Origin of the sequence: Tenacibaculum xiamenense (assembly GCF_964513065.1) — a bacterium.
In the GTDB taxonomy this organism is placed as follows: Bacteria; Bacteroidota; Bacteroidia; order Flavobacteriales; family Flavobacteriaceae; genus Polaribacter; species Polaribacter xiamenense.
Genome location: NZ_CAZEQU010000018.1, coordinates 110,929 through 137,893, shown reverse-complemented (window position 1 = coordinate 137,893; position 26,965 = coordinate 110,929). Strand labels below are relative to the sequence as shown.

Annotated in this window: 15 protein-coding genes and 1 pseudogene; 2 read left to right on the top strand and 14 right to left on the bottom strand. The window is 31.2% G+C overall.

The features are described from left to right. The 13 genes and pseudogenes from ACKTTV_RS09150 to ACKTTV_RS09090 all read right to left on the bottom strand — a co-directional run. A pseudogene (locus ACKTTV_RS09150) lies at positions 1–1,689 on the bottom strand (hypothetical protein); the annotation flags it as partial. Between the two features lie 18 nt (positions 1,690–1,707). Continuing rightward, positions 1,708–2,913, bottom strand: a complete 1,206-nt coding sequence (locus ACKTTV_RS09145) for a putative phage abortive infection protein (protein WP_408030535.1) — start codon at positions 2,911–2,913, stop codon at positions 1,708–1,710. Positions 2,914–2,990: 77 nt separating this feature from the next. Continuing rightward, positions 2,991–3,218 (bottom strand): hypothetical protein, encoded by a 228-nt coding sequence (locus ACKTTV_RS09140; RefSeq protein WP_408030534.1) that lies wholly within the window; start codon positions 3,216–3,218, stop codon positions 2,991–2,993. 26 nt (positions 3,219–3,244) lie between these two features. Further along, positions 3,245–3,940, bottom strand: coding sequence for a M48 family metallopeptidase (locus ACKTTV_RS09135; RefSeq protein WP_408030533.1), 696 nt, complete (start codon positions 3,938–3,940; stop codon positions 3,245–3,247). Beyond that, on the bottom strand, positions 3,940–7,155 hold the full coding sequence (locus tag ACKTTV_RS09130; RefSeq protein ID WP_408030532.1) for a type I restriction endonuclease subunit R: 3,216 nt from the start codon (positions 7,153–7,155) through the stop codon (positions 3,940–3,942). Before ACKTTV_RS09130 ends, ACKTTV_RS09135 begins: the two co-directional genes overlap by 1 nt. Before the next feature lie 5 nt (positions 7,156–7,160). Then, positions 7,161–10,235: a hypothetical protein gene (locus ACKTTV_RS09125; RefSeq protein ID WP_408030531.1), complete on the bottom strand. Its 3,075-nt coding sequence runs from the start codon at positions 10,233–10,235 to the stop codon at positions 7,161–7,163. A gap of 40 nt (positions 10,236–10,275) precedes the next feature. Continuing rightward, positions 10,276–11,538: a restriction endonuclease subunit S gene (locus ACKTTV_RS09120; protein ID WP_408030530.1), complete on the bottom strand. Its 1,263-nt coding sequence runs from the start codon at positions 11,536–11,538 to the stop codon at positions 10,276–10,278. Positions 11,539–11,548: 10 nt separating this feature from the next. Next, positions 11,549–12,394, bottom strand: coding sequence for a hypothetical protein (locus tag ACKTTV_RS09115; protein WP_408030529.1), 846 nt, complete (start codon positions 12,392–12,394; stop codon positions 11,549–11,551). After that, positions 12,391–13,920, bottom strand: coding sequence for a type I restriction-modification system subunit M (locus ACKTTV_RS09110; protein ID WP_408030528.1), 1,530 nt, complete (start codon positions 13,918–13,920; stop codon positions 12,391–12,393). Before ACKTTV_RS09110 ends, ACKTTV_RS09115 begins: the two co-directional genes overlap by 4 nt. A gap of 1,176 nt (positions 13,921–15,096) precedes the next feature. Continuing rightward, positions 15,097–15,627 carry a Crp/Fnr family transcriptional regulator gene (locus tag ACKTTV_RS09105; protein ID WP_408030527.1) on the bottom strand — a complete coding sequence of 177 codons (531 nt, stop codon included), beginning with the start codon at positions 15,625–15,627 and terminating at the stop codon, positions 15,097–15,099. A 722-nt stretch (positions 15,628–16,349) separates the two neighbouring features. After that, positions 16,350–19,337, bottom strand: coding sequence for a CHAT domain-containing protein (locus tag ACKTTV_RS09100; RefSeq protein ID WP_408030526.1), 2,988 nt, complete (start codon positions 19,335–19,337; stop codon positions 16,350–16,352). A gap of 2 nt (positions 19,338–19,339) precedes the next feature. Next, positions 19,340–20,053: a hypothetical protein gene (locus tag ACKTTV_RS09095; RefSeq protein ID WP_408030525.1), complete on the bottom strand. Its 714-nt coding sequence runs from the start codon at positions 20,051–20,053 to the stop codon at positions 19,340–19,342. 1 nt (position 20,054) lies between these two features. Beyond that, positions 20,055–20,615, bottom strand: coding sequence for an RNA polymerase sigma factor (locus ACKTTV_RS09090; RefSeq protein ID WP_408030524.1), 561 nt, complete (start codon positions 20,613–20,615; stop codon positions 20,055–20,057). Between the two features lie 133 nt (positions 20,616–20,748). Here ACKTTV_RS09090 and ACKTTV_RS09085 point away from each other — a divergent pair, with 133 nt between their 5' ends. Then, positions 20,749–22,371 carry a vitamin K epoxide reductase family protein gene (locus ACKTTV_RS09085; RefSeq protein ID WP_408030523.1) on the top strand — a complete coding sequence of 541 codons (1,623 nt, stop codon included), beginning with the start codon at positions 20,749–20,751 and terminating at the stop codon, positions 22,369–22,371. A gap of 541 nt (positions 22,372–22,912) precedes the next feature. Then, entirely contained in the window at positions 22,913–23,128 is a 216-nt protein-coding gene (locus ACKTTV_RS09080) for a hypothetical protein (protein WP_408030522.1), read from the top strand. A gap of 1,057 nt (positions 23,129–24,185) precedes the next feature. On the opposite strand, the gene ACKTTV_RS09075 is transcribed toward ACKTTV_RS09080, so the two are convergent. Next, complete coding sequence (locus ACKTTV_RS09075; protein WP_408030521.1) at positions 24,186–26,795, bottom strand: glycosyl hydrolase family 18 protein; 2,610 nt, start codon at positions 26,793–26,795, stop codon at positions 24,186–24,188. Positions 26,796–26,965: the final 170 nt, after the last annotated feature.

Sequence of the window (26,965 nt, the reverse complement as noted above, 5' to 3'; positions counted from 1 at the left end):
TTTGTCACTAATTAACTTAAATATCCCATCCTCTACTTCATAGGTTACTTTTTTGTCCTCTGTTCTAGGCTTAATACCTTCTACAAAATCTTCATAGCTCATAGATTGGTGAAAGGTAGTAAATACTATTTGTTCCTTTTCACACAATTCATTGTAACGCTTTACTATTTCCTTCCTAGCTTCTTCACTATCTCCATAATCCTTTTTATCTATTAACTCTACGGCTATTTTTTTGGTTTTATAGGTTTTACCTGTTCCTGGTGGACCGTATAGTATTTGGTTGGTTGTAATAGGTTTATCTTTATTTATATCTTCATTCTCATTTTTATAAACATCCTTCTCGTTATAAAAACTTACATTATAATAAGGATTAAATAAAATTTTATTAGCCTCTTCGAGGTCTGTTATCTCTTTTAGTGTTGAATTTCCACTAGGCAACCAAAAACTTGCTTCTCCTCTTAACTCTCTTGTATGTTCTATTTTTGGTTCGGTTATTATCTTATACTCGCGATACATATAATCTGAATCTCCAATGACTTTATTGATCTCATCAGGTAATTCTTTGCACTCAGAAGTTATTTGTACTAGATGTAAAAGTTTATCTTTTCCAAAGGTTATGTATACATAATCTCCTACTTGCACTCTATTAACCCAATCGTTACCTTGCCCAGCACCAGTATATCTATACATCACTGCCCATTTGTTCTTTTCAAAAGTGGAAACTAAGTTTTTTAATCTTGGAGTTTTCAAAAAAATACCCATAGAAAACTTATATAATCTTTCTTTTTCTAAAACTATATTTTTCATATTATTTTTTGTTTTTAAAAATTCTATAAATGCCCTTATTGCCGCTGAGTAAAAGCCTTTATTTCCATAAGAAGTTGCTTTTTCATAATAATACTTACCATTCCTCTTCCTTTGTTCTTTTATCAGGTCATCGTACAGGACATCTAATTTAGCGATGTCTACTTCTAAATATAAATTCGTTTCTAAGATTTCATTTAAAATATCTATTGCCCTTAAATAAGATGCAGATTTATTACTTGTTTCTATTTCTTTTAACCAATCTAAAAACTCTTTTTTAACTCCTTCTGTTTTTAAGTTAGCAATTTCCCAAAGTTCCTGGGTAAACTCAAAATAATCTTGATTCTCTCTTTTCTTTTCTAGTAAAGATCTATGTAAAGAAGATAAACTCATTTTTTTATAGGAAGCAATATAAAAATGGTTCGCTATTGTTTTTAACACCTCCTCTTTAAAAATATTTAAGCAATTGTATTTTCCATATAAAAAGGCTATTTTCCATTTGTACGCCGTACCTAAATCAATGCTATCTATGGCTTCTAAATTGTCGCTTTGGGCATGAGTTGCTATTTGTACAATAATACTTCTTACTTCATCAAAAGCCTCTTCCCTTGTTTCACCATATTTGGTAAACCAAGCATACTCATCATCTGTTTTTCTATTATCAGCATCAATGGCTTTACTGGTATCATTTCGTTTATAAACACCAAATTTATAGGAACTACCACCTACAATACTCCCTAAATCGCGAGTAACATGCTCTACCCAATAGCAAAAAGAATCTTCTCTGTTCGTATTGGTATATTCTTCTAGTTTCATGGTGCGTAGCCTTTCTATAGACCACTGCTCCAAAAATTGTTGTTTTAAGTTTTCTAATTCTTTTTTCATTTCTAAAATTTTTATGTTTTAATCATCCCATTCAAAAAGATTATCATCTTCATGAAGTTTATGATCCGTAGGAAAACCTTCTTGAATACTTCCCAAGTCATTAATATAATTTTTGAAAACATCTCGAGGAGATGGAACTTCCTCATAAACTCTATCTATAGGTAAGTTATGTAACATTCTATATTTAGTTAAGAATTGATTTTTCTCTCCTTTACTTGTGTTTTTATTATCTGTTGGGCTAATAGTAGATTTACTAGAATCCCAATTATACCCAAAACCAAATAAAAAGTTATAGTATAGTAATATCTGTTCATCATTAGACATTTGTGATCTTAATAATTTTAAATACTCTCTACTTTTTTTATAGTCAAACAAACCTTCTTTTTCTTTTTCTATTACATATTTCACAGTAGCGTATAAATGCCTATAATAATGCCCTAATCTATTCTCATGCCCTGTAAAAGGTTTATATTTTATATAGATAGTTGTATTATTTTTTCCAAATGAATTCTTATCTCCAAAAGATTTTCTATGCTTATCCTGTATATGGTTTAAGTGGCTTTTTATTTTTTGTACTTCATCATCGCTTATTATTTCGTTGCCTTTAATTAAGTCAGACTTAGATCCAAAAAAGAAAATACGATACGATAATTTTAAGACCTCTTCTTTTTCTTTTGAACTTAATTTATTTTCGTTTTTAAGATCCAGAAATTTCTCAGTAATTAATTTAACACAAGCAATTAGTTCTACATTCATATTATAGAAAACTTTTCTATTTTCTATATACCTTACATATTGGGTTAAATCGGTTTCTTTTGCCTTCTTAAAAGATTTTAAATTCATTTCTTTAAAATCATCGAATTTGTAACTCAATAACCTACCATACCCTGTAATTTTCATTTCTGTTATATTTTCTTTGTGTAAACGAAGCATCTCAAAAAACTGAGATTCAAATTGCTGAAATTCAAATTGCTTTTGAATTTTTTCGTTTGCATCTATTTGCGTCCAAAAAGCTAATAATGTTAATAGAGCACCTATTACCATAATACATGGAATTACAAAGACAGTTGAAATTACTGTTACTTTACCTGAAATACTATCATTACTAAATATAAAATATGCTAAAGTCAGTACTAAAGTTATTAGGACCAAAAGCTTTACATACATGAAAATTTCATGAGCTAAAACCCCCATTTTCTTAGTAAAATTCCTCTTCCCTTTCATTTATTTTATCTGATTTCTATTATTTAAACTCTCCACAATATTAATTATCTATAACTTAAACCCACTCATATCCTTAACTACTCTACTAATTCAAATTCTCGACTTAACCCTTTAAAAGAAGTATTGGAATTACTTACTTTTCCATACAGAAAGTTATAATTCGGAACACTTTGCACGGTTCCGCCTCCTGCGGACAAACCATAACCTTGTATTAATTGTACATCATATCTTTCTAATATTATAAGAGTTCCTGTTGGTATATGTTTTAAGGTACTACCAATACTAAATGGAGGATGTTTTTTCATAATTATATTATTTTTTTAGTTAATTTCTATGCCAAAAGTGTTTCTAGCTTCATTTTCCATTTTTGCCAATCGGGCATTTCATGGGTTTGAAGGTTAAAGAACTCTTTTGTATGGTCTCTATATACTAAATGACATAGTTCATGTATAATCACATATTCTATACAGGCTTTTGGTGCTTTTATTAATTCAGGATTTAATAGAATTCTTCCATTTACCGAGCAAGAGCCCCAGCGGTTTTCCATTCTTTTAAGTTCTACTTTCCTTGGTTCAACGTTGTATTTCTTAAATCGTTCTATGTGCTTATCTGATAATTTTTTAAACCAAGCTTCTGCTTTTTCTTTATACCATTCTTGTAGTTGTTTCTCTACATTGGTTCTTTCCGTTGTATATACCTCAATAAACCTTCCTGTATATTTTACTTTGTTACTTTCGGATTCAATGACTTTTAATTGGTATTGACGACCTAGGTAATAATGGGTTTCTCCTGAAACAAATTTTCTACTAGTAATTCTTGGCTCAAATGACAAAAAATAATCTTGCTGTTTTAAAATCCATGAAGCACGCTTTTTTACTTTTTCTTGAATTTTGTCCAAACTAGTATGAAAAGGAGCTTTCACCTCTACATTTCTATTGGGGTATACCGTTATTCCCAAAGATTTCCTGTCTAAGAAAAGTATGCTGTAGGTTATTTTTTCTGATCCGTATTGAACGAAACCTGTCATTATTTGTATCGTATTTTGGCTATGTCTACTATTCTTTCTGCTATCTTATCAATCTCACTAAACCCCAATTTTATCTGATATTTATCTCGGATATGATCAATGATATAATCACCAATTAACATAATCATTTTCTTAGGAATATCTACACTAGTTGTCCAATCCACTTTTTTAACGTCCAAAATCTCTAAAATTATTTTATCTGCTTTTAATGCGAGTTCTTCTGCTATCGTGGTACGTACTTCTTTTTCAGAAACAACTTGCTCAAACTCTTCCATACTAATTCCATAAAAAGCTCTAGCTACTTCTTTTGTGCGCAAACTTTCTGGCACTTTACTATCCGTACCGTTTAGTACAGCTTCTTTTATTTCTGTTATTTTTGTTAAGTACTCGCTTTCGCTAATGCGCTGTTGTAGGTAATCTTCAATAGTATCCTTCACCATTTGCGAAAACTTCTTATAAAATGCAGGGTCTTCCTCCATTTTTTCCGTGATATGTTTGGCTGTACGAGAAGCTATCATATCGGCTTTGGCTGCTTTCCCTTCCAATTTAATCACTTCTTCTTCAAAAGCTTCTTTATCAAAAATATTTACTAATTCTGTTAATTTTACCACACCAGAGGTTGGAATATGCGAATCTATTAGCTTTTGAATTTGACCTTCGTATTTTTTATAGTCTACTGTATCCGAATAACGTGAAACAACAGCCGTTTTTAACTTCATAAAAAACGCCAAATCTTCTTTGTATCGTTGCAACTGTTTTTCTGGTGTTTGCTTATGAAACTCAATAGAGGATAAGGCTAATTTTAACAGGCGCGCAAATACATTTAATTGATTGTAAAATTTAGATCGTATAGCTTCATCTCTTAATAATTGTTGGTAGGCTTCGGCATCTTTTTTATTTTCTACAGTTTCAAAAAGTTGCCATACATCCGAGTGCGCTTGTGGTAATTTTTCAATCTCTACCGTAATATTAGTCAGTGTTCCTTCTAATTGCTCTTCGTCAAAATCTTCAAAAGCAGAATACGTTTTTAATGCACCATCTAACTCTTTTAATACACCGTAATAATCAATAATATAGCCGTAATCTTTGTCTTTAGCTACTCTATTTACCCTTGCTATCGCTTGTAATAAGGTATGCCCTATTAATTTTCTGGTCAAATACAAAACCGTATTTTGTGGTGCATCAAAACCTGTTAAAAGTTTATCAACTACAATAATTAACTCCGGCTGCTCATCGTTTTTATAGCGATTTACAATATTTGTCTGGTACTTTTTAGCCGTTCCATGCTCATCCATCATTTTATGCCAGAACTTCTTTACCAGTTCTGATGTTTCCCCATATGCTGACTCCTCACCTTCTCGCTCGTCAATTGGTGAAATTACTAGCTCACTAGTCACCCTACCAATTTCATCTAAATACTTTTTATATTTTACTGCTGCCATTTTACTTTGGCAAACCACCTGTCCTTTAAAACCTGTACCTTGAAAGTTCTTAGTATAATGGTTCGTTATATCCCAACAAATGGCATAAATTTTTTGGTCAGCAATGTTTAATTGACCTGCCCTACTAAACTTCTTCTTTAAATCTGCTTTCTCGTAATCGGATAATGGCTCGGAAACCATATTAAAAAAGGTATCCAACGGATTGGAATTTACGTCTTGTAAGGCATGTCTCCCTTCGTATAACAAAGGCACGACAGCTTTGTCTATTACGGCCTGATCTACTGTGTAACTATCGATAAGAGTACCAAATTTAGCTAAGGTGTTTTTATCTTTTTTAAATAGTGGTGTTCCTGTAAATGCAATGAAACAGGCGTTGGGTAATGTTTTTTGCATTTCGATATTAAACGTACCATGCTGTGTTCGATGTCCTTCATCTACCAACACGAAAATATTAGGACTTTCTAATGGCGTTGTTATCTTTTTTACTGCGGTTGTAAACTTATTTACAATGGTAGTAACCACCGCATCACTTTTGCTTTGCAAGAGGTCTACTAACTTTGTTCCTGACTTTGCATTGTCTACTTCAATACCGCATTTTCTAAATGTTCCTGTTATTTGTGTATCTAAATCCGTTCTATCGGTTACTAGAATAATTTTAGGATTTTTAATGCTCGGTTCCATAGCAATGGCTTGTGCTAGCATTACCATTGTCAGCGATTTTCCACTTCCCTGCGTATGCCATACTACGCCGCCCATACGTTTTCCATTTTGTGGATAGCGTAACTGATTCATGGCTTTATGAATGGCAAAATACTGTTGGTAACGGGCTATTTTCTTAGTTCCATTATCAAATAAGGTAAAATTATACGCCAAGTCTAATAATCGTTCTGGTTTGCAGAGACTAAAAATATATCGGTCCTGGGGTGTCACCAACACTTTAGTTTGTTCTAAAGATTCAAAATAGGCTCTTACATACTTATAACGTTCTGTAAACAAACTGTCTTTTACTTGGGGAGATAATGGCGTGTTTTTTAAGCTGAATAAAGCCTCTTCATAATTCGCCTCTTCTTCCTTACTTTTAAAATTCTCTTGCCATTTTGCCCAGAATTTTTCTGGGGTTCCTGTGGTAGCATAGCTTCCTTCGTTTACCGTTACCCCCATTACCAATTGGGCTACACTATATAAAGCGCGAATACCATCTTCTTTTTGATTACGCAAGTTTTGCGAAATAGCTTGTTGCAGTGGCTCTTTTATATCCGGACGTTTGCACTCGATAACACCTAATGGAATACCATTGACGAACAATACAATATCTGGACGATAATGTTCTTTTAACCCTGTACGCAATACACTAAATTCTTCCGTTACATGGAATACGTTGTTTTCAGGATATTTCCAGTCCATATAATGTATGTCAAAACTTTTTCGATCGCCTGCTATATTCTGTTCTACGGATTTACCTAAAGTCAGTAATTCATACAATTTTTGAGCAGTACTTATATAACCATCTACCATAGGTACATCTCGTAAAGCGATAATAGCTGCCTCAATATTACTCTCGGTAAAAGCTACTTCTTTAGTAGAAGAAACTTTTGCTTTATTAATTCGTTGTAATTGCTTGCGTAAAATATTTTCTAAAAATATACCCGATGTTTTACCTCCTCTTTCTACCAAGGCCTCTTCTGGATTGATATACGTATACCCCATGGCTATTAATAACTGTAAAGCTGGGAGTTGCGAAATATGATCTTCTTTAAAGGATGGTGTTTGCATAACAATTATCTGTTTTCTGGATTAAAATGATCAAAATCAGGAGGAGTATTTTTAAATATTTTTGTGTCTTGACCAGAAATTCTAGTTTTTTGAAACTCTCTAAGTTTTTTAATATCTATTTTTCCTAGTAAAACCACACTATTCTCTCCCCCCTTTAATCTTAGAATGTCTTTGGCTTCTGTTTTTGCAGGTTTAGTTATTCTGGAATCTCCAAAATCGGAACTGTTTGCTTGTACAAAATAACAATGTACATCTCTTGAAACCGTTTCTACTATATTAGAAAAGTAATTTACATCTTGATTGTATTCAGAAGCAAATAATACATCTACTTTAGATTTAAATAAAGCTCTATGATTAATATCTGCTAGCTCATAACAGTTATAATTACTAAAATATATTCCTCTCCAAATAAATAAATTATATAAAGATTTACTGAGCTTAGGAACCATTTTACCTCTATCTTTAATCAATTTTGCCTCTGCTGGAGAATAATGATTCTTTAATCTGAAATTAATAATCGTATCTTTTATTCCATTATGCTCCATTGGTAAGATTGTAGCCAATAAATTATAACAAACATTATTAATTCGAACGTGCTCAAGACCTACAATAATTGCTCGTTGTTTTCTTCTGGCTTGGTCTGCTAAAATAGGGAGCCACCTGTAAGGAGTACTCACTTCAGGCAATATTAAAATGTCTGCTTTAACTTTTTCTGCTCCGTTAATTAAATCTATGAAATGTTTACGTCTTTCTTTATCTGTATTAGGTGTATCAAATAATGATTTTACTATATTGGATTTCTCTACTTTAGTGTTTGCTAAAGCTATTTTTAAATCGTTAGTTGTTTTTTTTGATTGTGGAATTTCGAAAGTATTATATCCTAATGTTTCAATACTATCTCTAAACCCTTTTTCTATTTTGAAATAATAACTTTTTAAATTTTCACAATAATTACTGACCTCATTTCCATTTTTCGATTCATAGAACGTATTTCTATACTCATAATTTACTTTAAAAAAAGTGTCAAAACTTTTATGATAGATTTTTTGGTCAAGATCTTCGAACATTTCTAAATGATCTTGCTTTGCCTGAAAAATTAACTCTTTTAAAAAATCAATACTATTAAATTCATGTAAATAAATAAAACGTGGTGCATATTTCAATTTCTTATCATCGAACTGAAATCCCTCTTTATTAAAGACTGGATTTAAAGTTCTTAAATAATCATACTTAACTAAATTTACATCTGTTTCATTTGTTAGTTTTAAATAGTTCAGTAATGGAACTACTACAAAACTATTTCGTAGTAAATTTGAAGTTATATATTCTTTTTTTAATTTATATACTTCTTTGTAAAAATTACGATTGAACCAATTAAATCTAAAACGACTACACCTATCTTCCCACCAATTGAGATTTACAAAATTTGGATTTAAAGCTGTTGCCATAGCGCAACAATTCATTAGGTATTCCCCTAAATACTTTTTTGTCTTTTTTAGATCACTACTTTTTACTTTTGGTTTATCAGAAGATTTTATACAATCTATAGCAATAATTGTCTCTTTAAAAAACTTCCAAAAGGCATTTTTATCATCAACAATTACAAAATAGGTTAATACTTTCTCCCAAAGATTTGAAAATTCAAGATTTACGATTCCTTTAAAAAAAGTAAGAATTTGCTCAGTTGTTTTATCATCTTTTTTATTCTCAGACAATAAACTTATTTTTATACGCTTGGCTAAAAAAATAGAAGCCCCATATTTGCTTTGTTTGATGTCAGTAACACTTCTTAGTTTATTAACCGTATCAGTATAGGTTAATTCATACACACTTTCATCAAAATCATCATTGATATCATTTTCATTTGGCAAAAACCAAAAGGCACTAGAATGTTGTTCTATTTTCTTTTTAAACATATCTAATACTGCCTGAGATTCTTTACTTTCAAAAGAATATAAAATAATTTTATCTTTTTGAATTTCAATATTCTTATCACTAATAAACCGGTATGTAATTTCTTTTTGAATTTCTATACATTTACGATTACGTGATTGATGAACTATCTTTTTTTCTGTTTTTTGGGTATCGAAAATTTTTCTCTCAACAAAAAATTTATGTAAAAAAGCTTCTAAAGAAGAATTAAACTGAACATTATCAAAGGTTTTTGAAATTTTAGTATTACTTAATACAATTAAAATATCATCAACATACCTACCATAATACGCTGGAGAAAGTTCCTCTTTTATTTTTTTATCAAAATCAGTTAGATACCAATTAGCTAATATTCCTGAGGATAATATACCAATTGGCATAATAGCTTTCTTTTCTTGTATAGCTTTTTTAGCTCTAGTAGATTTGCATATTTTATTCTGGTACGCATCGTTAATATCAAAAATCATTTGCGTAAATAAAATTCTATCTGTATTTAAACCTAAACGAATTGTTTTTTCTAATTCTTCTCTTAGGTTAGGATCAAATCGAATGTTGTAGTAATACTCTTTAACGTCTAATGATAATACCACGACATCGGTATCTTCTGCAACTATGTTTTTGGCTAAATCTACTCCTTTATCTCGCCATCTTTGGTATTGATCAAAATAGGGTTTAAACAAACGTAAACCATCCACCACATTGCCACTTTCTGAGTTTAATTCTAAATAATAGGCGTAATTATCTTTATGGTAATCTTTATGCAATACATAGCCTTCTTTTAAAATCCATAGAATAGAAATAATATGTAATTCTACCGGTCCTTTAAAAAAATAATTTATTTTTTCTAAAAGATAACTGCTTTCCGTAAAGTTGTTGCTTATAATATTATCTCCATAATTAAATGGTTCTCTTGAAAACTTTTTAGGAGCTACGTAATAATTTATTTCATTTAATAATGCTTCAAAATAGTTTCGTTTATTTACCGGGTCATTTAAAAAACTAACAAGATCGTTTAAACACTTTTCAAAATTAGGGCTTGATTCAAATTCTGCTATTTGTTGTCTTAGTAGTAGTGAAAAATTATCGTAATACACATAACTTTTTAGCTTTCTGTAGGCTAAATCCACATCCTTTCTCTCAAATTTCATTTTTCTTCTTTTTAGTTTGGTTTAGTTTGTTTTTTTACGTCTAATACTTCAATCTTTTTTTACCTGTTAATAACTGTTGCATTAATCCTTTCTTTTGCTGTTGTAGTTGTTGCAATTGTTGTTGCAATAACGCTATCTCTTTGTTTGCGGTATTTAAAATATTGGCAATTGCAATTTGTTCAGTAATACTTGGTAATAATATTTTTTCTTTTAAAAATAATTTATAACTAAATGTCATTTTTTCTATGTGTACACCATAACTACTTCTATATGTTTGATGGTAGAAATAGGGAACTTTAGAGTACCATTCAAGAAAAAAAGTACTAAGAATGCTATTATCTTTTGGTACTACCGCAATGTAAGATCCAGAAATCTTCATCCCATCAAACTCTTCAGTAACTAGACCAGAAGCTCCATGTAAAATCTGCATTTTAGAAATTAAAAAATCTCCTTTTTTTGCTGTAAATAACTTTTTAGTCAAAATTTCATTGCCAAATAAACTATCTCTATGAAACAAACCTCCTGACCTTCTACGAACACTTATTAATTCATATTTTTCTGAATCATTCCAATCTACAGGTCTATTAACTGTTATTAATAAATCCCCATAACTATACTCCTCCCACTCCTCAGTAAACCCAAGCAAGCGTTTTTTACCCGTTAACAACTGTTGCATTAAGGCTTTCTTTTGGGTTTGTTTGGCTTGTATGAGTTGGCTTTGCTTTTCTATAGCCCTATCCCAAGTGGATAAGCAATTAGCTATGGCTTTTTGTTCTTGGATTGGGGGGAGATAAACAGGTAATGAAGAATATTCTTTACCATTAATTCCTGGCTGACCACTTCTTAACGAATAAATTTTTACCCATCTCCAATAATTAGATGATTGAGTATAATACTTTAAAAATAATGAAAGTAACCTATTTTGATTGACACGAAATCTAATTAAGAAACCAGCAAATATCAAAGGCATATTTATCTTTTGATGTAGATATGTTCTCCCAACAGTCGCTCCAGTTCTAGCAAAAACAATATCATTCACCTCTAAAGTATAATCTTCAGTTTCTTTTATCTTTACGGACTTTCTTTTTCTTTCATCAAACCACCCCTCTTCAGTTATATCCGTAATTCTGATATAAGCAGGTAAATTCGGATTATAATCAACCGCCGCTTCATTTACTCCATATTGACCTTTTACAAGACTTAAATCACCTAATTTTTCTACACCCCACTCTTCAGGAATCCAACCTAATTTTGTTTTTTTATAGCCTTTTCTCTGTAAAATTTCTACTTTATCTATACTCATATTAATTATACTATTTATGAGTTATTTTAATTAAATAACCAATAACTAATCCAGAGTTATCTGCGTAATCTTCGTAATTTTCTAGTTCTGGCTTTTCTTCAAAGGGTCCCACATTTTCCACTGGTGATTCTTCTAAAACTTCTGGGATAATATTAAAATTCAACTTAGGATATATTTCTGTTAAATCATTTAAATTCTTAATCCATTTATTTTTTTCACTTTTTTTAGAGTTATTAATTTGATGTTGACTAAATGTCTCATTTTCTTTATCAAACCTTCTAAAAAAACAAACAAATCCACATAGAATTTGATTTTCACTTATTTCATCTTCTAAATTTAATGCATCTGCTAATCTTGTAATATCTTTTATAACACTAGCTTTACTTGGATTTAAAGTTTTAATCTCTATACCTACTAAAGACCTCCTTTCATTAGTTAAATAACCATCAGTATGTATTGGATCACCTGTAATGGCTATATCTAAACGTTTACTTTTGTTTTGAGATGGATTATGATCTTTTCTATTTTGTAAGGTGGCTCCAAAATAGTTCAAAAGCTTTTTACCTTCTTTATTGGTATTAGGAGGAATATCTGGATAATTGTACTTTATACAAGGAAAAGAACCATTGTAAAATTTTTCTAAAGGGTATTCTAAATTTACGCCTAAGCATCCTTTGAAACAATATTCCTCTAAACTTTGCGCTATATTTACTGTTATTAAATACTCAATAATCCTTGATTGAAAACCTGTATAATTCTGTGTAAAAAATAAATTTTGTCTGTATCCTTTTTTTAAACCTTCAATAATTAATTTTTCAACATCTTCTACCAACCTAACTTCGTTTTCTTTATTCATAATCCCAACTCTTTTAAATAGTTTTCCATTGTTACACGTACCTCGATTAACTCCTTTTCCAAGGTTATAATCTCTTGCTGTACTTCGCTAATATCAATTTCCGCTTCTTCTTCAAAAGTATCTACATAACGCGGTATATTTAAGTTGTAATCGTTTTCCTTTAACTCTTCCGAGGTAGCAACATAACTATACTTATCTTCTATTACTCCTGTCGTAAGTTTGTTATCTTTAAATTGAGTGTATGTTTGTAAAATACGTTTTATATGTTCGGGTAATAAACGGTTTTGGTTTTTGTCACTCACAAAGCCTTGGCTAGCATCTATAAACAAGGTTTCGGTACGTTGTTCTTTACCTTTATTAAATAATACAATAGCCGCAGGTATTCCTGTTCCAAAAAACAAATTGGCAGGTAACCCAATAACCGCATCCAATAAATTATCCATAATTATTTTGGTTCTTATTTTTCCTTCGGCACTTCCTCTAAACAAAACACCATGGGGTACTACCACGCCAATCATACCCGTATCTTTATACGCACTTTCAATCATATGAGTAATAAATGCCCAATCGCCTTTACTCTTTGGTGGCAAACCTCTATGAAAGCGCTCAAATCGATCCTCTTGCAACTGTTCTTGTCCCCATTTATCTAACGAAAACGGTGGGTTTGCTACGACAGTATCAAATTTCATTAGGGCATCCCCTTCCAAATGCTTTGGGTTACGTAAGGTATCACCCCAACGAATATTGGCATTGTCAAATCCATGTAAAAACATATTCATTACTGCCAAAGCCCAGGTACTTCCATTGGCTTCTTGTCCGTATAAAGAAAAATTAGTATTGCCTACTTCTTTTCCTGCTTTTATCAACAGCGAAGCAGAGCCACAGGTAGGATCGTAAATTCTGGCGCCTGGTTTTGATTTTGTAAGCTTTGCTAGTAAGGTGGAAACTTCTGCTGGAGTATAGAATTCCCCTGCTTTTTTTCCTGCATCACTTGCAAAGTTCTTGATAAGATATTCATAGGCATCACCAATAATGTCGTTTCCTTCTAAATGCGATGGTGTTAAATCTAACTTGGCAAAGTCTTGTAATAGGTTTTTTAAACGGGCATTTTTATCTTTTTTATCGCCTAAATTACTGCTGTTAAAACTTACATTTCTAAAAATTCCTGCACCGTCTGCACTGGTTAGTTTTTCTCTGTTTGCTTCTTCTAAGTCTGCTAACCCTATGTCTATTAACTCTCCAACATTGGGTTCGTTTCTTTGATCATACAACCAAGTAAAGTGGCTGTGTTCTGGTACTACAAAGCGCTCTAACTGCATGGCTCTGTTGGCTCTTTCTATATTACCGTCGTACTTTTTTACATACTCGTTGTGCTTTTCTGTATATACATCCGATACGTATTTTAAGAATAACATCACTAATATATAGTCTTTGTATTGACTTGGGTCTATTACTCCTCTAAAGGTATCACAGGCTTGCCAAACTACGCCATTAATCTCTTCGGTTGTTACCTTGGTGTTTTTCATTTATGCTTACAGTCTTTGTTTTTTTGTAGTTATTTTTTCAAAGTTCCTAAAATAGTAAAACCTAAACAAACATCACTACGGAAAACCTTAAGAAACTCGTAATTTCTAATAAGCATACTATAGTACTCCGATATAAGCGTGCGCGAAATCAAACTCTTGTCTATCGTCCTGCGATTAAAATTAGGTATGCGTTTTTGTAATCTTTGAAAGAATGGTTGAGAAAAATATTTATAAATTCAAATTTTACAAATAGAAAAAAGTTAGTTATTTGAATTTTGTTTGTTTTATAATCAATATTACTCTGAAGACCGTATAGTAACTTAGAAATCTGAATTATACCTTGATTTAGCAAAAGATTTCTCCCTTAGGGTCGAAATGACCATGAAAATATAAAAAATACTAGTCATGCTAAATTTAGTTCAGCATCTCATAATAATAAATAAAAACCTATCTGAATGAGACCCTGAATCAAGTTCAGGGTGATGCCTAACTCAGCGGATATACCACCTCAACAAAACACATAAACAACTAATAACAAACCAATTAAACTAAAACAGCACGCTTTTTGTTTTAGAATAAGGGAAATACATTTTTTTTATAAAACATGTGACCTTTTAAAAAACACTGTGTCATAATTAATGTAAACGAAAACGTTCTTTTTCTTTCAAAACAAACATTTTAACAGAAAATAACCAACTGTTAATCAACGTAAATGAAACATAAAGTAAACCTCATTGGACAGACCGAGGTCCCTAAAAAGAAACATTAACATCCATTATATTCAATTGGTTATTCATAAAACTTAATCGCTACTAAAGTTTTAACTTACTACCTTATTGTTTACATAGATTACTTACACTACACAACATTATAAATTTTATTGTCATATCAACAGACTGATAAATACAACAAATGAAACATAAAGTAAACCTCACAGAACAGACCGAGGTCCCTAAAAAGAAACATTGATCAGTATTATTAGTGACTTGAGTCTCCATTATATTTTAATATAAATGATGAGAATATTGAAATAATTGGTTCTCATGATTTGAGTTGCGTTGAAAAACATTTTAAAAACAAACTATCAAATACTTCTCGATACGAAATTATACTTCATTTTATTCCGTAGAATTTCACTCAAAGTGGCAGACTAGGTACAATAAGGTTAAGTACTATCTACTCCTTTAAAATCCTTGAAAGGGTTTCGGGTGTCATTCTTAAATAGGAAGCTATATACTTTTGAGGAATTTCTTGAAATACTTGCGGACTTCTTTGTTTTAATCGCTCAAATCGTTTTTGTGGTGAAAAGGTTATTAAATCGATCTCTCTTTCAATTTGCTGGTAAACAAATTCTTCTAAAAGTGTGTTCCATGCTTTTTTATTTTCTTCTGAAGCATTCATAATTTTATCTAACTTCTCTTTGGATAACACATACAATTCCGATTGCTTTAATGCTTGCATATAAAAAGAGGTTGGTTTGCCTGTTAAAAAGCTATCTAGGGCAGTAATGATAGAGTTTCGATATCCAAATCTAATGGTATGTTCTTCTTCTTCGTCTTCAATATATACTCGAATGCTTCCACTTTTCACGTAATACATTTTGGTTTCAACTTCATGCTTACGAATAAGAAATTCATTTCTTTTTACAATGATCTGTTTTTCCCAATGATCACTGAGTATTTCAAGTACTTGTTGGTAACCCGTCATTCTTTTTTTTGTTGAAGGTACTAAAAAGAGGTCGATTTGAAATAGGTTTATTTATCAAAATGATTTTTAAGAAATAGTAATAACCTAGAAATCTTAATTACACCTGAAATTGCTAAAGATTTCTCCCTCTGGTCGAAATGACTTTAAGAACATGAAAATACTCATTATGCCGAATTTAGTTCAGCATCTCATCATAATCATTGACGTTTGTTTATTCATTGTCTATTCTTTTTCTTGATAAAAAGAACCAAAAATCAAGTCCAACCTAGGAAATTACCCCGTATCGTTCTCTCTCGATACTATACCAGTTAGGATATGAGATTACGTTAAAAGAAAATGATTATTTTTTTCTTTATACAAATTATAAAAATTAAGCATAGCCTCAGCTATGGTTCATTTTTCTAATGAAGAAGAAAGGGAAAAAGAGCGTTTTATTACGATAATTTCATGTTCTAAATGGTATTAAATACTTGATGCTTCGCATCGCAATTTCGCTTCTTCGTTCTCTATTTCTTGGTTTGGACATGCTTGATCATTACGGTCATTTCGAAGGAATGGTAATGACTGAGAAACCTGAATTATGCTATGTTCTTTTGTCAGATTCCTTTAATAGCACCTAGGAAACCTATATCTTGAAGAGTCCTCCAACATTTAAGTTAAAGATGATTAATTGTTATTTGTGATAAAAAACTCTTCTAGCATCGAAATAATGTAGAAATGCTTTAATGTTTTCTTTTTTTCATTGTATACACAATGCCAATTATTCCTAGAAACACGAAAACGTAAATCCATATATTTTTTAAAGAGTTCCTCTTTAAAGAAATTGGCTCGGTATCACCAACCACATAAAAGCTTCCCCAGTAAAAAGGTGACCTTGTAAAAACATCTGTTTCTTCTAAGAATTTGATCTTTGCTTTTTGTAAAGCAACACTTTTATTCATTCCTCCTTCCAAATTTTCGTAAAACAATTTCATAATCTTAGGAGTAGTTTTATCTGAGATTCGCCATCGGCTTAATAAAAGACTTTTAGCCCCTGCATGCTGAAAAGCATATCCTAAACTTAAAATACCTTCACTTTTATTTACAACTCCTGATCCTGTATCACAAGCACTTAGAACCACTAGATCTGCTGAAATATTCATTGTATATAATTCATGGCTATATAAAACATTATCTTCAATGGTATCATTTAATGCATTCGTGAATAAAACTCTTGAATTTTTCGGATTAACATGGTCTACTTCTCCATGCAATGCCAAATGAATTAATTTATATTTATCTGCATTTTCTTTAAAGTTCGATTCGTTGGAATTGCCATTATAAAAATAGGCACCATCAAAAACCTCAGCAATTTCATGGAGTTCTTTTCTGGTTCCCGGTAAATCAGTATTAGTTGATTTTCTTACGGTGCTTAAACTATCTTCAGAGTTAGAAAAAGAAAACGCCAAACATTCCTCCTTTAATAATTTTGATTTGATATTCTTATTAAAAGTTAGACTAATTGCGTTTGAGTAACTTACTGCATACTTAAATAATAAATAAGGTAGTTTCTCCTTTTCAACAACTTTTTCCGTTAACAATAAATCAAAAGGCACATTCCACAATAATTCATCAGGTACTATTATCAATTTATCACCAATAAAACGATGTTCAACTGGCTTAATAAGCTCCGTATAAAGCTCGTAGCTCTTCTCCCTAAAAACACCTCTATTTTTGTTTTTGATTGCAATATCTAAATCCTTTAAGAGATTCTCATTTAATAATCCCAATTTTTTTAAATGTAATTCTGATTTTGTCAGTATAAAGGCATATAATGATTTTTTTGATGAGAAAAAGTTTAGAATGGTAAGGTCATTATCCATATTTTCTTGTATCTGAGAAATTTTGATTTCCTTTAGTTTTTCTAACTCTGGAATACTTTCTTCAATTTGCTTTTCTAAAGCTTCCTTTTTTCTGACTAAACTTAGTATCTCTCCTTCTAATTTATATATTCCTAACGTGTCTTTACCTGTACTATTGGCCTCTTTTACAATAGTAGAAGAAAGTTTTGTTATCTCCCTATCTATTGATTTCTCTAAGTCAACTATTTTTGAGTTTGACTTGGAAGACGTCCTAACCCTACTCTCTAAAACAAACTCTTTTAAGATATTTGCTTTGCTTTTTTCCGATAAATAAAAAGCCTTTTCCAAAAAAACATTCTCTTTCTTTATCTCGTACAACAACAAATTAGTTTCAATACCACCTTCATAAATTCCTTTAACTGTTTCTGAAAAAGCAATTTTATCTTCAAAATTTCTTCTTTTAGAATAATCGATTAGTAAAGATGCTCTTTGATACAAGCTCGCACTTTCTTGGAGATAACTCTGATCTTCTGTTTCTTCATAAATTTTTAGACTTATGTCTCCCTTAATTTTTAAAGATTCTAAGATGAGATCGTCACTTATTTGTTTAGAACTATTGTAATTAATTGCATCTGTAATATTGGATAAAGCTTTGTTATAATTTCCTAACTGAATATACACTTTCGATATTATATTCAGTGCTCCTATACTATGTCTATTATAATAACCGAACTCCTTTACTCTATACTCTAATGTTTTTTCCGAATGATTTAAAGCTTGATGGTAATCTTTAATATTAAAATACGCATCAGCAAGATATTCGTGCTGATAAGATATCCTTACAGAATTTTTATATGGACTATTTTCATAAATATTTAGTGCTTTTTGTAAATATTGTATCCCTTTTTCTTTTCCATAAATTTGACCTAATTGACTGTATGGGAAAGCCAAATTTTCATGATTCTCTCCTAAAAACTTTATACCTATGTTGAGGGTTTTATGAGTATGGTATAATGCCTTTTCTTTAACACCTTGTTTTCTATATATAGTACCTATATTGTAATGGATCATTGCTTGATTAATGTTAGAATCTTCATCATGATACTTTACATTTACAACTAAAGCCTTCTTGTAGTAATTTAAACTCTTATTTAATTCTTCCTTCATAGAAAAAAGAACACCTAACATATTGTATGCAGAAGAAAAGTACAAATTATCTCCTTCAAAAACTTCACTTGCTATACTAATAACCTTTTCAACATATTCTATAGCTTCAGAAAATTTTCCTTGATCATAATAAACGGTACTTATAGCCGAATGAATATCTGCTACTAAAACATTATACTCAGGAGTTTTTTCTACCTGTATTTCTAGCCCTTTATTTAAGTAATCTAAGGCTTTCTCATAATCCGTTTTTTCTACTAAAACATTACCGATGTTATACAGTGAAATTGCTTGACCTAATTTATCTTTAGGTTCAATTCTTTCTCTTATAATTAATGCTGTTTCGTGTAATTTCAGAGCTCTTTCAAAATCTCTTTTTATAAAATGTACTAAAGCTATATTATCATAGGCCTTCGCCTTCTCATGCTCTTCACACTTTGAATTTAACGCTTTATTTGCGAAGCTTTCTGCCTTATCTAACTGATAAGTTAAACGATACGCTTTGGATAACTCATTATAAATAGCAGCTTCACAAATGGAGTTATTCTCTTGAGAGTTTTCCAAGGCTTTTTCTAAATTAACAATAGCATCTTTTATGTTTCCATAAAAAAGCTCATGTTTCCCCAATTCAAAATCACTTTTTTGCGAATAAATTGCGCAACAGGTTAAAAAAAAGACAAGACGGAGTATAGTAATAATACGCATAGTTATTCTTTTATTTCGATATTAGAAGTTGAAATGTGCAAAAATCTTTCAGCAGATTTAATATCAGATTTTTCAAGGTATATCAAACCTTTGTACCATTTAGCAATATGAACCGACGTTAATTGAAGGGTATCAAGAGTCTTTAATGCAATATCTTCCTTATGAAGCCTATAAAATGTTAATGCCTTCAATAATAAAATATCATTATATTTTTTTGATGTTGATTCATAAGGTGTTAATAAATTCAACGCCCTATTGAAGTCTTTTTTCTTATACAAATCTAACGCTCGATTTAAATCTAATTCAGTTTGGTCAGCCCCTGTTCCTCTTAAAATAAAATCTAGCCCCACATTTTTGCTCCATGCTTGTTGCACCAAACTATCATAATCTGGTTGACTTAAAAAAAGATAATTATTCAATCCTATCAAAACCAACAATGAAGCGGCTATCCCAAAAAACCAATAAAGTTTCCTTACAGATTTGTTTTTCTCTACATCATTTAAAATCTCTTTCCATTGCATTTTTCTATTATTTTCTTCTGAATTCAAATTTATGCTATCAACTAGCTTTAGACTTTTAGCGTAGGAATCAACTTTATTGGCAAAAGATAAATCTTCTTTCAATCTTTCTTCAAAAACACTATTTTCTTTTTCTGTAAATTCTAAGTTGAAGTAAGCCTCAATGTATTCAAAATCATTATCTCCATTCGTATTCATATTATTGTTTTAAATTTGATAAAGCCCTATAAACTTCTTTGATAAGTCTTTTTTTACAATTATACTTGGCTTGAATAAGTGCCTGATAAGTTTCAAACCCCAATGATTCAAAGCAATTTACTAGCTTCGTTGAGTTATCTACACTCAACATCATTAACTCCTTACATTTACTAGATATCGTATCAAGCCCCTTTTTTAAGGCTTCTTTTTTTATCTCATTACCCTCTTCATCACGCTGGTGATCTCCTTTTATTTCAGTATCTGAAAAAGATTCTTTTAAAACAACGGTATTCCAATGTTGTCGTTTTCTCATTAACCAAAGGTTTTTGCACATTCTAAAAATGTATCCTTCAGGATTTTCTGGCAATTTATTATCGTTAACCACAAAGCGTTCCCAAAACTTTTGCATTGCCTCAATAAAAATAGTTTCAGCTTCAGTTTTCGAATTGACAAAAGTAAATAGCTGCTTCTTAAGCTTGCTAAATGTTTCTTTAAAAAAACTATTGAACCCCCTTTCATCACCACTTTTAGACTTTTCTATTATATGTTCTAATTCATGCATTAAATGATGTATTGAACTAGCTAAAATAAAAAAATCAAAAAAAACTTGTTATGTTTTTTTCATACTTGGATCATTCATTATGAATAATGATTAGAACACTGAAACATAACAAACTAATAATCAAATATGTCATATGAAAGATTCATTAGGTTTTTTAACGCGAAAATTATTAGAGTTAAATGAGATATCCATTGACTTTAAAGAACTTGAGTTTCAAATACAAAGTCACCCTTCTTACCCAAGTTTATATTCTATAACTGGCGTGTTAGACCACTTTAATATTAAAAATTTAGCACTTGAAGTTCCATCTAATCAAGATGTTTTAAATCAACTTCCAAATGCATTTATAGCACATGTAAAAAAAGAGGATCACAAATTGTTTGTACTTGTAAAAAAATTAAAGCATTCTATAAAAATCATATATGACTCTAACAATAATGAAAATATTTCTAACGAACGATTCCTTGATTTGTTTACTGGAATTATAATAACAATTGAAAGTCAAGAAGCAGGTAAAATAGTCAAATTATCGTCTAAAAAATATAAGACCAACTTATTAGCTATTATAGCTATAATAGTATTAGGATCTGCTTTGATTGTTACTACAAAAGAAAGCACTAATAACATATTATTTGTTGTACTTTCTGCAATAGGAGTTTATCTATCATATAACATTGTTTTGCAAGAACAAGGGACCCCCGCCTTACTTGGTAATACTTTATGTAATAATGATGATAAGTATAAAAACTGTAATGCCGTTTTAGCTTCAAAAGGTTCTAGGATAACAAAGAATTTAAAGCTAAGTGACCTTAGTGTTATATTTTATCTTGGAATGTTAGTTACATCATTTTTGCTTTTGATTTTCGGCTACTCCTTAAGCATTCCGAAGTTAATTAGTTTCATGGCATTAACAGTTACTATATACTCTATTTATTACCAAAAATTCATCGTAAAACAATGGTGTACCTTATGCTTAATTATTGTTTCTTTAATTTGGGTGCAAGCCTGTACAGCACTTATTAATTTTACTTTTTCTATATCTCTAAAACCAATCTTAATAACCGCTTTAACATTTATAGTAGCCCAAACCCTTTGGATTTCTTTTTCTCAATTTATGAAAGAAAACAATACACTGAAGTCAGTCAAATTGGAATATTATAAGTTTAAACGAAATTTTGATTTATTCAATAATCAACTTCAAAACTCCTCACCTTTAGACACAGTAATCAACTCAACACAAGAAATCTATTTTGGGAATCCTAATTCTCAACTCAATATAACTATAATTACAAATCCATTATGTGGACATTGCAAAGGAAGTCATAATCTTATGAATATTTTGTTAAAACATCACGAAAAGGATCTCTGCATAACGTTAAGATTTAATGTAAATCTGGATTACCCTGAAAGTTATGATGTTAAAATTTCAGCGAAGTTATTAGAACTTTATAACACTAATAATAAGGAAGAATGCTTACATGCTCTGAATGCCATTTACGGAACAACCGATCCGAAAGAATGGTTAAACAAATGGGGTACTATTACTAACAAAGAATCATCTACTGAAATACTAAAAACACAACGCAACTGGTGTAAAACCAATGGCATAAACTTTACCCCCGCTATTTTAATCAATGGAAGATCATATCCTAAAAACTATAAAAGAGAAGAGCTTACGCATTTCATAGATGACCTAATTGAATACGCAAAACAAAACACTTATGCCCCATTAACTGTTGCTAAGAAAGGCTATTAATGTATTCTCTCGCGAAGAATAGACAGAAATTTTGGCTGTCTTTAAATATCCAAATGACGTTAATTTTTAAAAGTTTTATTATGATAACATTTATCAAATCTAGATTATCAAAACAACAATGAGGTTAAAACACCTCATACGTTGCTAGAGCTTAACATTATAAAATATAAGGAAGTATGCATAAGCATTATAAATGCAATTTATGGTAAAACTAAACCAAAAGGATGGTTCAAAATTTGGGAAATATTGCTAATAAAGAATTATCTCTAGAAATACTTAGGGAAAAGCTTAACTATTGTGAAAACAACAGTACCAATTTTACACCTGTTATTTTAATTAATAACAACTTATCTTATAAATGCTATCAAAAAGAACTCCCTAAGTATTCTATTGATGACCTAATTAAACCAATAAAACACGGCGTATTTACACACTTAATACTGCCTCACATTACTATTACAAAATTCTTTCGCGAAGAATAGACAGAAACTTTGGCTGTCTTTAAACAACCCAAAACATAAATTAATTTTAAAATTTTATTATGAAAAATTTATTAAAACTAGGAACTGCTTTAAACAAAACAAGACAAAAAGAAATTCACGGTGGTGTGCATCTTATACATGTTGGTGACGATGGCGCAGGTTGTTATATGGAACATATGGACAGATGTCCTGACGGCTCTACTTGTGACCCGTTTAGTTCAGATTGGACCACTTGCAATGGCTCTGGATGCGGCCATTGGTTTAAAGTTTGTTAATTAGAATTACTGAATTTTAATTAAGTCCGATAAGGCTATCTTTAAGATAGTCTTATCTTTTACTTTCTTATTGACTACTCCAAAATCAATAAGTTTATCTTCAAAAATTCTTCATTAGAATTCTAAAATTCACTTATCTATAAAAACAACTTATCCTAAAACTCTATTCGGATCATCAGATCAAAAAGGTAGAGTCAAGTCCCCTTATAATGCACTATCTATTTGAGTAATTCCGAACAAGGGAAACTATTCTTAAAACGAACTATCAAATACTTCTCGATACTAAATTATACTTCATTTTATTTCGTATAATTTCACTCGAAGTAACACTCAAATGTCATTTCGAAGGAATGATAATAACTAAGAAATCCAGATGATACAAGGACTTCATTTAATATTTCTTTCATTTTGTCTTGATACAAAACGAAACAAAAAATCAAGTCCAACCTAGGAAATTACTCCGTATCGTTCTCTCTCGATACTATACCAGTTAGGATATGAGATTACGTTAAAAGAAAATGATTATTTTTTTCTTTATACAAATTATAAAAATTAAGCATAGCCTCAGCTATGGTTCATTTTTCTAATGAAGAAGAAAGGGAAAAAGAGCGTTTTATTACGATAATTTCATGTTCTAAATGGTATTAAATACTTGATGCTTCGCATCGCAATTCCGCTTCTTCGTTCTCTATTTCTTGGTTTGGACGTTCTTGATCATTATGGTCATTTCGAAGGAATGGTAATGACTGAGAAATCTGAATTACACCCGAAATTGCTAAAGATTTCTCCCTTAGGATCGAAATGACTTCATAATTTTAAAATCACTTTTCAATATTAAATTTCATTGGAAGTGACAAACATGGTATAACTTAACTTGATTCAAAAACATAAAAAGGCGGTAACTCTATGTTTACCGCCTTTATCGTTTTAATAAGGTATTTGTATTATAGCTTCAAGTACTTTTTATAGTAACCGTGTTAAGAGAAATTCTACCATCTCTTTTTTAACTATTCTTATATTCAAGAAATAGTATTATTGTACTCGAAGCGTTTATCTATTATTTAGAAATCACCATTTTTTGAGTGATTACTTCATTGTTTAAGAAGATTTTATATACATAAATTCCGTTTCTTAAATCTGAAATGTTTTGTCTAATAACTTCTTTACCATTTAAAGCTCTTGGGTTCATAATTGTTTTAACCAATTGCCCTGATAAATTATATAATTCAATTTTTCCAGTAACTTCTTCTTCAGTATTGATTTGAATGTTTACAAAGTCTTTTACTAAAGTTTGTGGCTTCACTTCATTTACCGCAGATCTTCCTGGAGTTTGTGGGCAATCTGAATCGAAACTCCAATCTCCCGAACTACTTGGAGTACTTCCTTGTGTCCACCAGTTAGCTGCATAAATTTTCTCCATATAATACGCTTTATCTCCGCTATTATAAACTCTATCAGATCTCCACTCTTCTACTCCACAGAAGGTAACAACACCTCCACATGGTCTGATGTATTGCCAAACACCACTTTTACCTGGCTCTTCTCCAGCAGATGCATACCACTTGTTTTTATACACATCTCCATTATGAGATACTTCTGTTCCAGCTTGCGCGTACGTTTTAGCTTCCCATGCAGGAATGTTATCACATCCTCCACCTGTAGATTTTTCTTTTAATGTAAATGTAACTGTTTTAGTTGACGAAGCTCCTTCATCATCAGTTGCTACTATTGTAAATGAATAGTTTCCAAATGCTGAAGGTGTCCAAGTAGCTGCATATACTCCAGCTGGATTGGTAAACGCAGGTATTGTAATACCTTGAATAGTAAATGTAACACCTTGTACTGCCGAATTATCAGTAACCGCCGCCTCTAACTGAACTTCAGTTAATGTAGTTTGTTCAATAATACTTCCATCTAGTGGTTTAACATTAGAAATTACTGGAGCTGGATTTGTTGTATTTTTCTGCTTTACAGTAATTCTAATTGTTTTTGTAGTGGTAGCATTTTTATCGTCTGTTGCTTCAGCTGTTAACGCATACTCCCCAAAACTTGCAGGTGTAAAACTCGCTGTATAATCGTTTCCATTTTTGGCAGCTGTAATTACATTTGCTCCTTCTTTAAAGCTGAATGCATTTACGGTTCCGTCACTATCAGTAGCTGTTGCTTTTAAGGCAACTGCTCCTAAAACATCTTGTTCAATTACAAGATTATCTGTTGGAGTTTTCCAAGTAACTACAGGTGCTTTGTTTATTGGTGTATTATTTCCTGCCGCTTCATTAATTGCTTTTAAAATACTTGAAGAAGAGTTGTAATCAACATCTTGGGTAAGCTCCCAAATAATAACCCCTTGGTGTCCGTAGTTTTTAGTATATTTTATTTTCTCACCCGCTTGTTTTGGTGTATCGAAATAAATATTTTTATTATTCAAAGCTACATGCCCGTTCAATTTTTTAGGATCTTTTTGATCGTAACTAGTTGCTGCATTTGGAAATTCAGCAATAATGTCTCTATAAGGAACAAACTTAGCTCCATTTCCACCTCCTGGTTTCTTTTGAGAGAAGTCATATCCATACATTGGAACCCCAATAGCTAATTTAGCTTTCTTTACTCCAAATCCTCCATCATGATTCCAAGTTGCTGGAGCAATTCCTAACCAATACTCTAATGCATCTTGAGCAGAATATATTGGGTTATCAGCGTTTTGTTTTGGATATGTATTTAACGGTAACTTGTGTAAAGAAGAATGCGGCCCAATTGGTGATTTATCCCATGAACCAGTAAAATCGTAAGTCATTAATCCAATCCAATCCATATACTGCGCTACGTCTGCATCATAGTTATTTCCATACCAAGATGTTCCGAAAACCGCCGCCGTAATTAATTTATTCGGCATTTTTTGTCTAAGCTTTTTACTTAGGTTTGTCATACCAATTGCTGCTGGGTGAGGTCCTTGATCTCTATCTCCCCACTTACTTCCTCTAATTCTTCCTCCTTGATCAGAAGTTCCTGCAATTGCTTTGTCAGCCCACCAGCACTCTAAATCTAAATCAATACCATCTAACTGACGAGCGTTGATATAGTTTACTAATAAATTAGCTATTTCTTCTAATTTTTGATCGTTGTTATAGTACTTAGTCATTAACCATAAAAACGCATAATCTGTTGCACCTCCAAGTGCTACTGATACTTTTACATTCTTAGCTTTTGCTTTTTCAAGAACTTTACAATCCGTTAATACTGAATCTACTTTTCTTAACTGAAAATCGTCGAAAGCAATAGACCCGAAATCAGCACTATTATAGTCACTATTGTTTCGCTTAAACATTAAAAACGAAACATTGATATTCGTTACTACCTCAGGATTAAAATTGTTTTTGATATCATAATCAGGAATCCATGTTGGTAAATACCCAATAATACGTTGTGGTCCTGGATAATCTGGTCCTAAACCACCATCTCCACAAGCTCCATCATTTTGCCAAGAAGCATCGCCTGGAGCTGCTGTAGTATACCACTTTGCAGTGTAGTTAATTCCGTTTAGAGAAGCTTTCTCTCCCTGACGGTAGGTCTTTCCTGGTTCGTGTGCTGGGTAGCAAGTAGGAAATTGGTATTGAGCATACATAAATGAGCTCAAAAATAAAACTAGTAAGAATACTATTTTTTTCATAATTAAAAATTTAGAAGGGTTGTATTATTTTTTTTACTCGCATCACTTTTTAGAAGTTATGACCTTAAGAAATCTCTTAAAACGAGGTGCTCTTTCCCAATTTGATAGTACCATAGCTGCTATGGATACCACCAAAGAAGCACCAGCTTGAGCTGATTACTTAAAAAATT

Coding starts and splice junctions, on each gene's coding strand:
- ACKTTV_RS09145 (WP_408030535.1), bottom strand. CDS start 2,913: ATGAAAGGGAAGAGGAATTTTACTAAGAAAATGGGGGTTTTAGCTCAT.
- ACKTTV_RS09140 (WP_408030534.1), bottom strand. CDS start 3,218: ATGAAAAAACATCCTCCATTTAGTATTGGTAGTACCTTAAAACATATA.
- ACKTTV_RS09135 (WP_408030533.1), bottom strand. CDS start 3,940: ATGACAGGTTTCGTTCAATACGGATCAGAAAAAATAACCTACAGCATA.
- ACKTTV_RS09130 (WP_408030532.1), bottom strand. CDS start 7,155: ATGCAAACACCATCCTTTAAAGAAGATCATATTTCGCAACTCCCAGCT.
- ACKTTV_RS09125 (WP_408030531.1), bottom strand. CDS start 10,235: ATGAAATTTGAGAGAAAGGATGTGGATTTAGCCTACAGAAAGCTAAAA.
- ACKTTV_RS09120 (WP_408030530.1), bottom strand. CDS start 11,538: ATGAGTATAGATAAAGTAGAAATTTTACAGAGAAAAGGCTATAAAAAA.
- ACKTTV_RS09115 (WP_408030529.1), bottom strand. CDS start 12,394: ATGAATAAAGAAAACGAAGTTAGGTTGGTAGAAGATGTTGAAAAATTA.
- ACKTTV_RS09110 (WP_408030528.1), bottom strand. CDS start 13,920: ATGAAAAACACCAAGGTAACAACCGAAGAGATTAATGGCGTAGTTTGG.
- ACKTTV_RS09105 (WP_408030527.1), bottom strand. CDS start 15,627: ATGACGGGTTACCAACAAGTACTTGAAATACTCAGTGATCATTGGGAA.
- ACKTTV_RS09100 (WP_408030526.1), bottom strand. CDS start 19,337: ATGCGTATTATTACTATACTCCGTCTTGTCTTTTTTTTAACCTGTTGC.
- ACKTTV_RS09095 (WP_408030525.1), bottom strand. CDS start 20,053: ATGAATACGAATGGAGATAATGATTTTGAATACATTGAGGCTTACTTC.
- ACKTTV_RS09090 (WP_408030524.1), bottom strand. CDS start 20,615: ATGCATGAATTAGAACATATAATAGAAAAGTCTAAAAGTGGTGATGAA.
- ACKTTV_RS09085 (WP_408030523.1), top strand. CDS start 20,749: ATGAAAGATTCATTAGGTTTTTTAACGCGAAAATTATTAGAGTTAAAT.
- ACKTTV_RS09080 (WP_408030522.1), top strand. CDS start 22,913: ATGAAAAATTTATTAAAACTAGGAACTGCTTTAAACAAAACAAGACAA.
- ACKTTV_RS09075 (WP_408030521.1), bottom strand. CDS start 26,795: ATGAAAAAAATAGTATTCTTACTAGTTTTATTTTTGAGCTCATTTATG.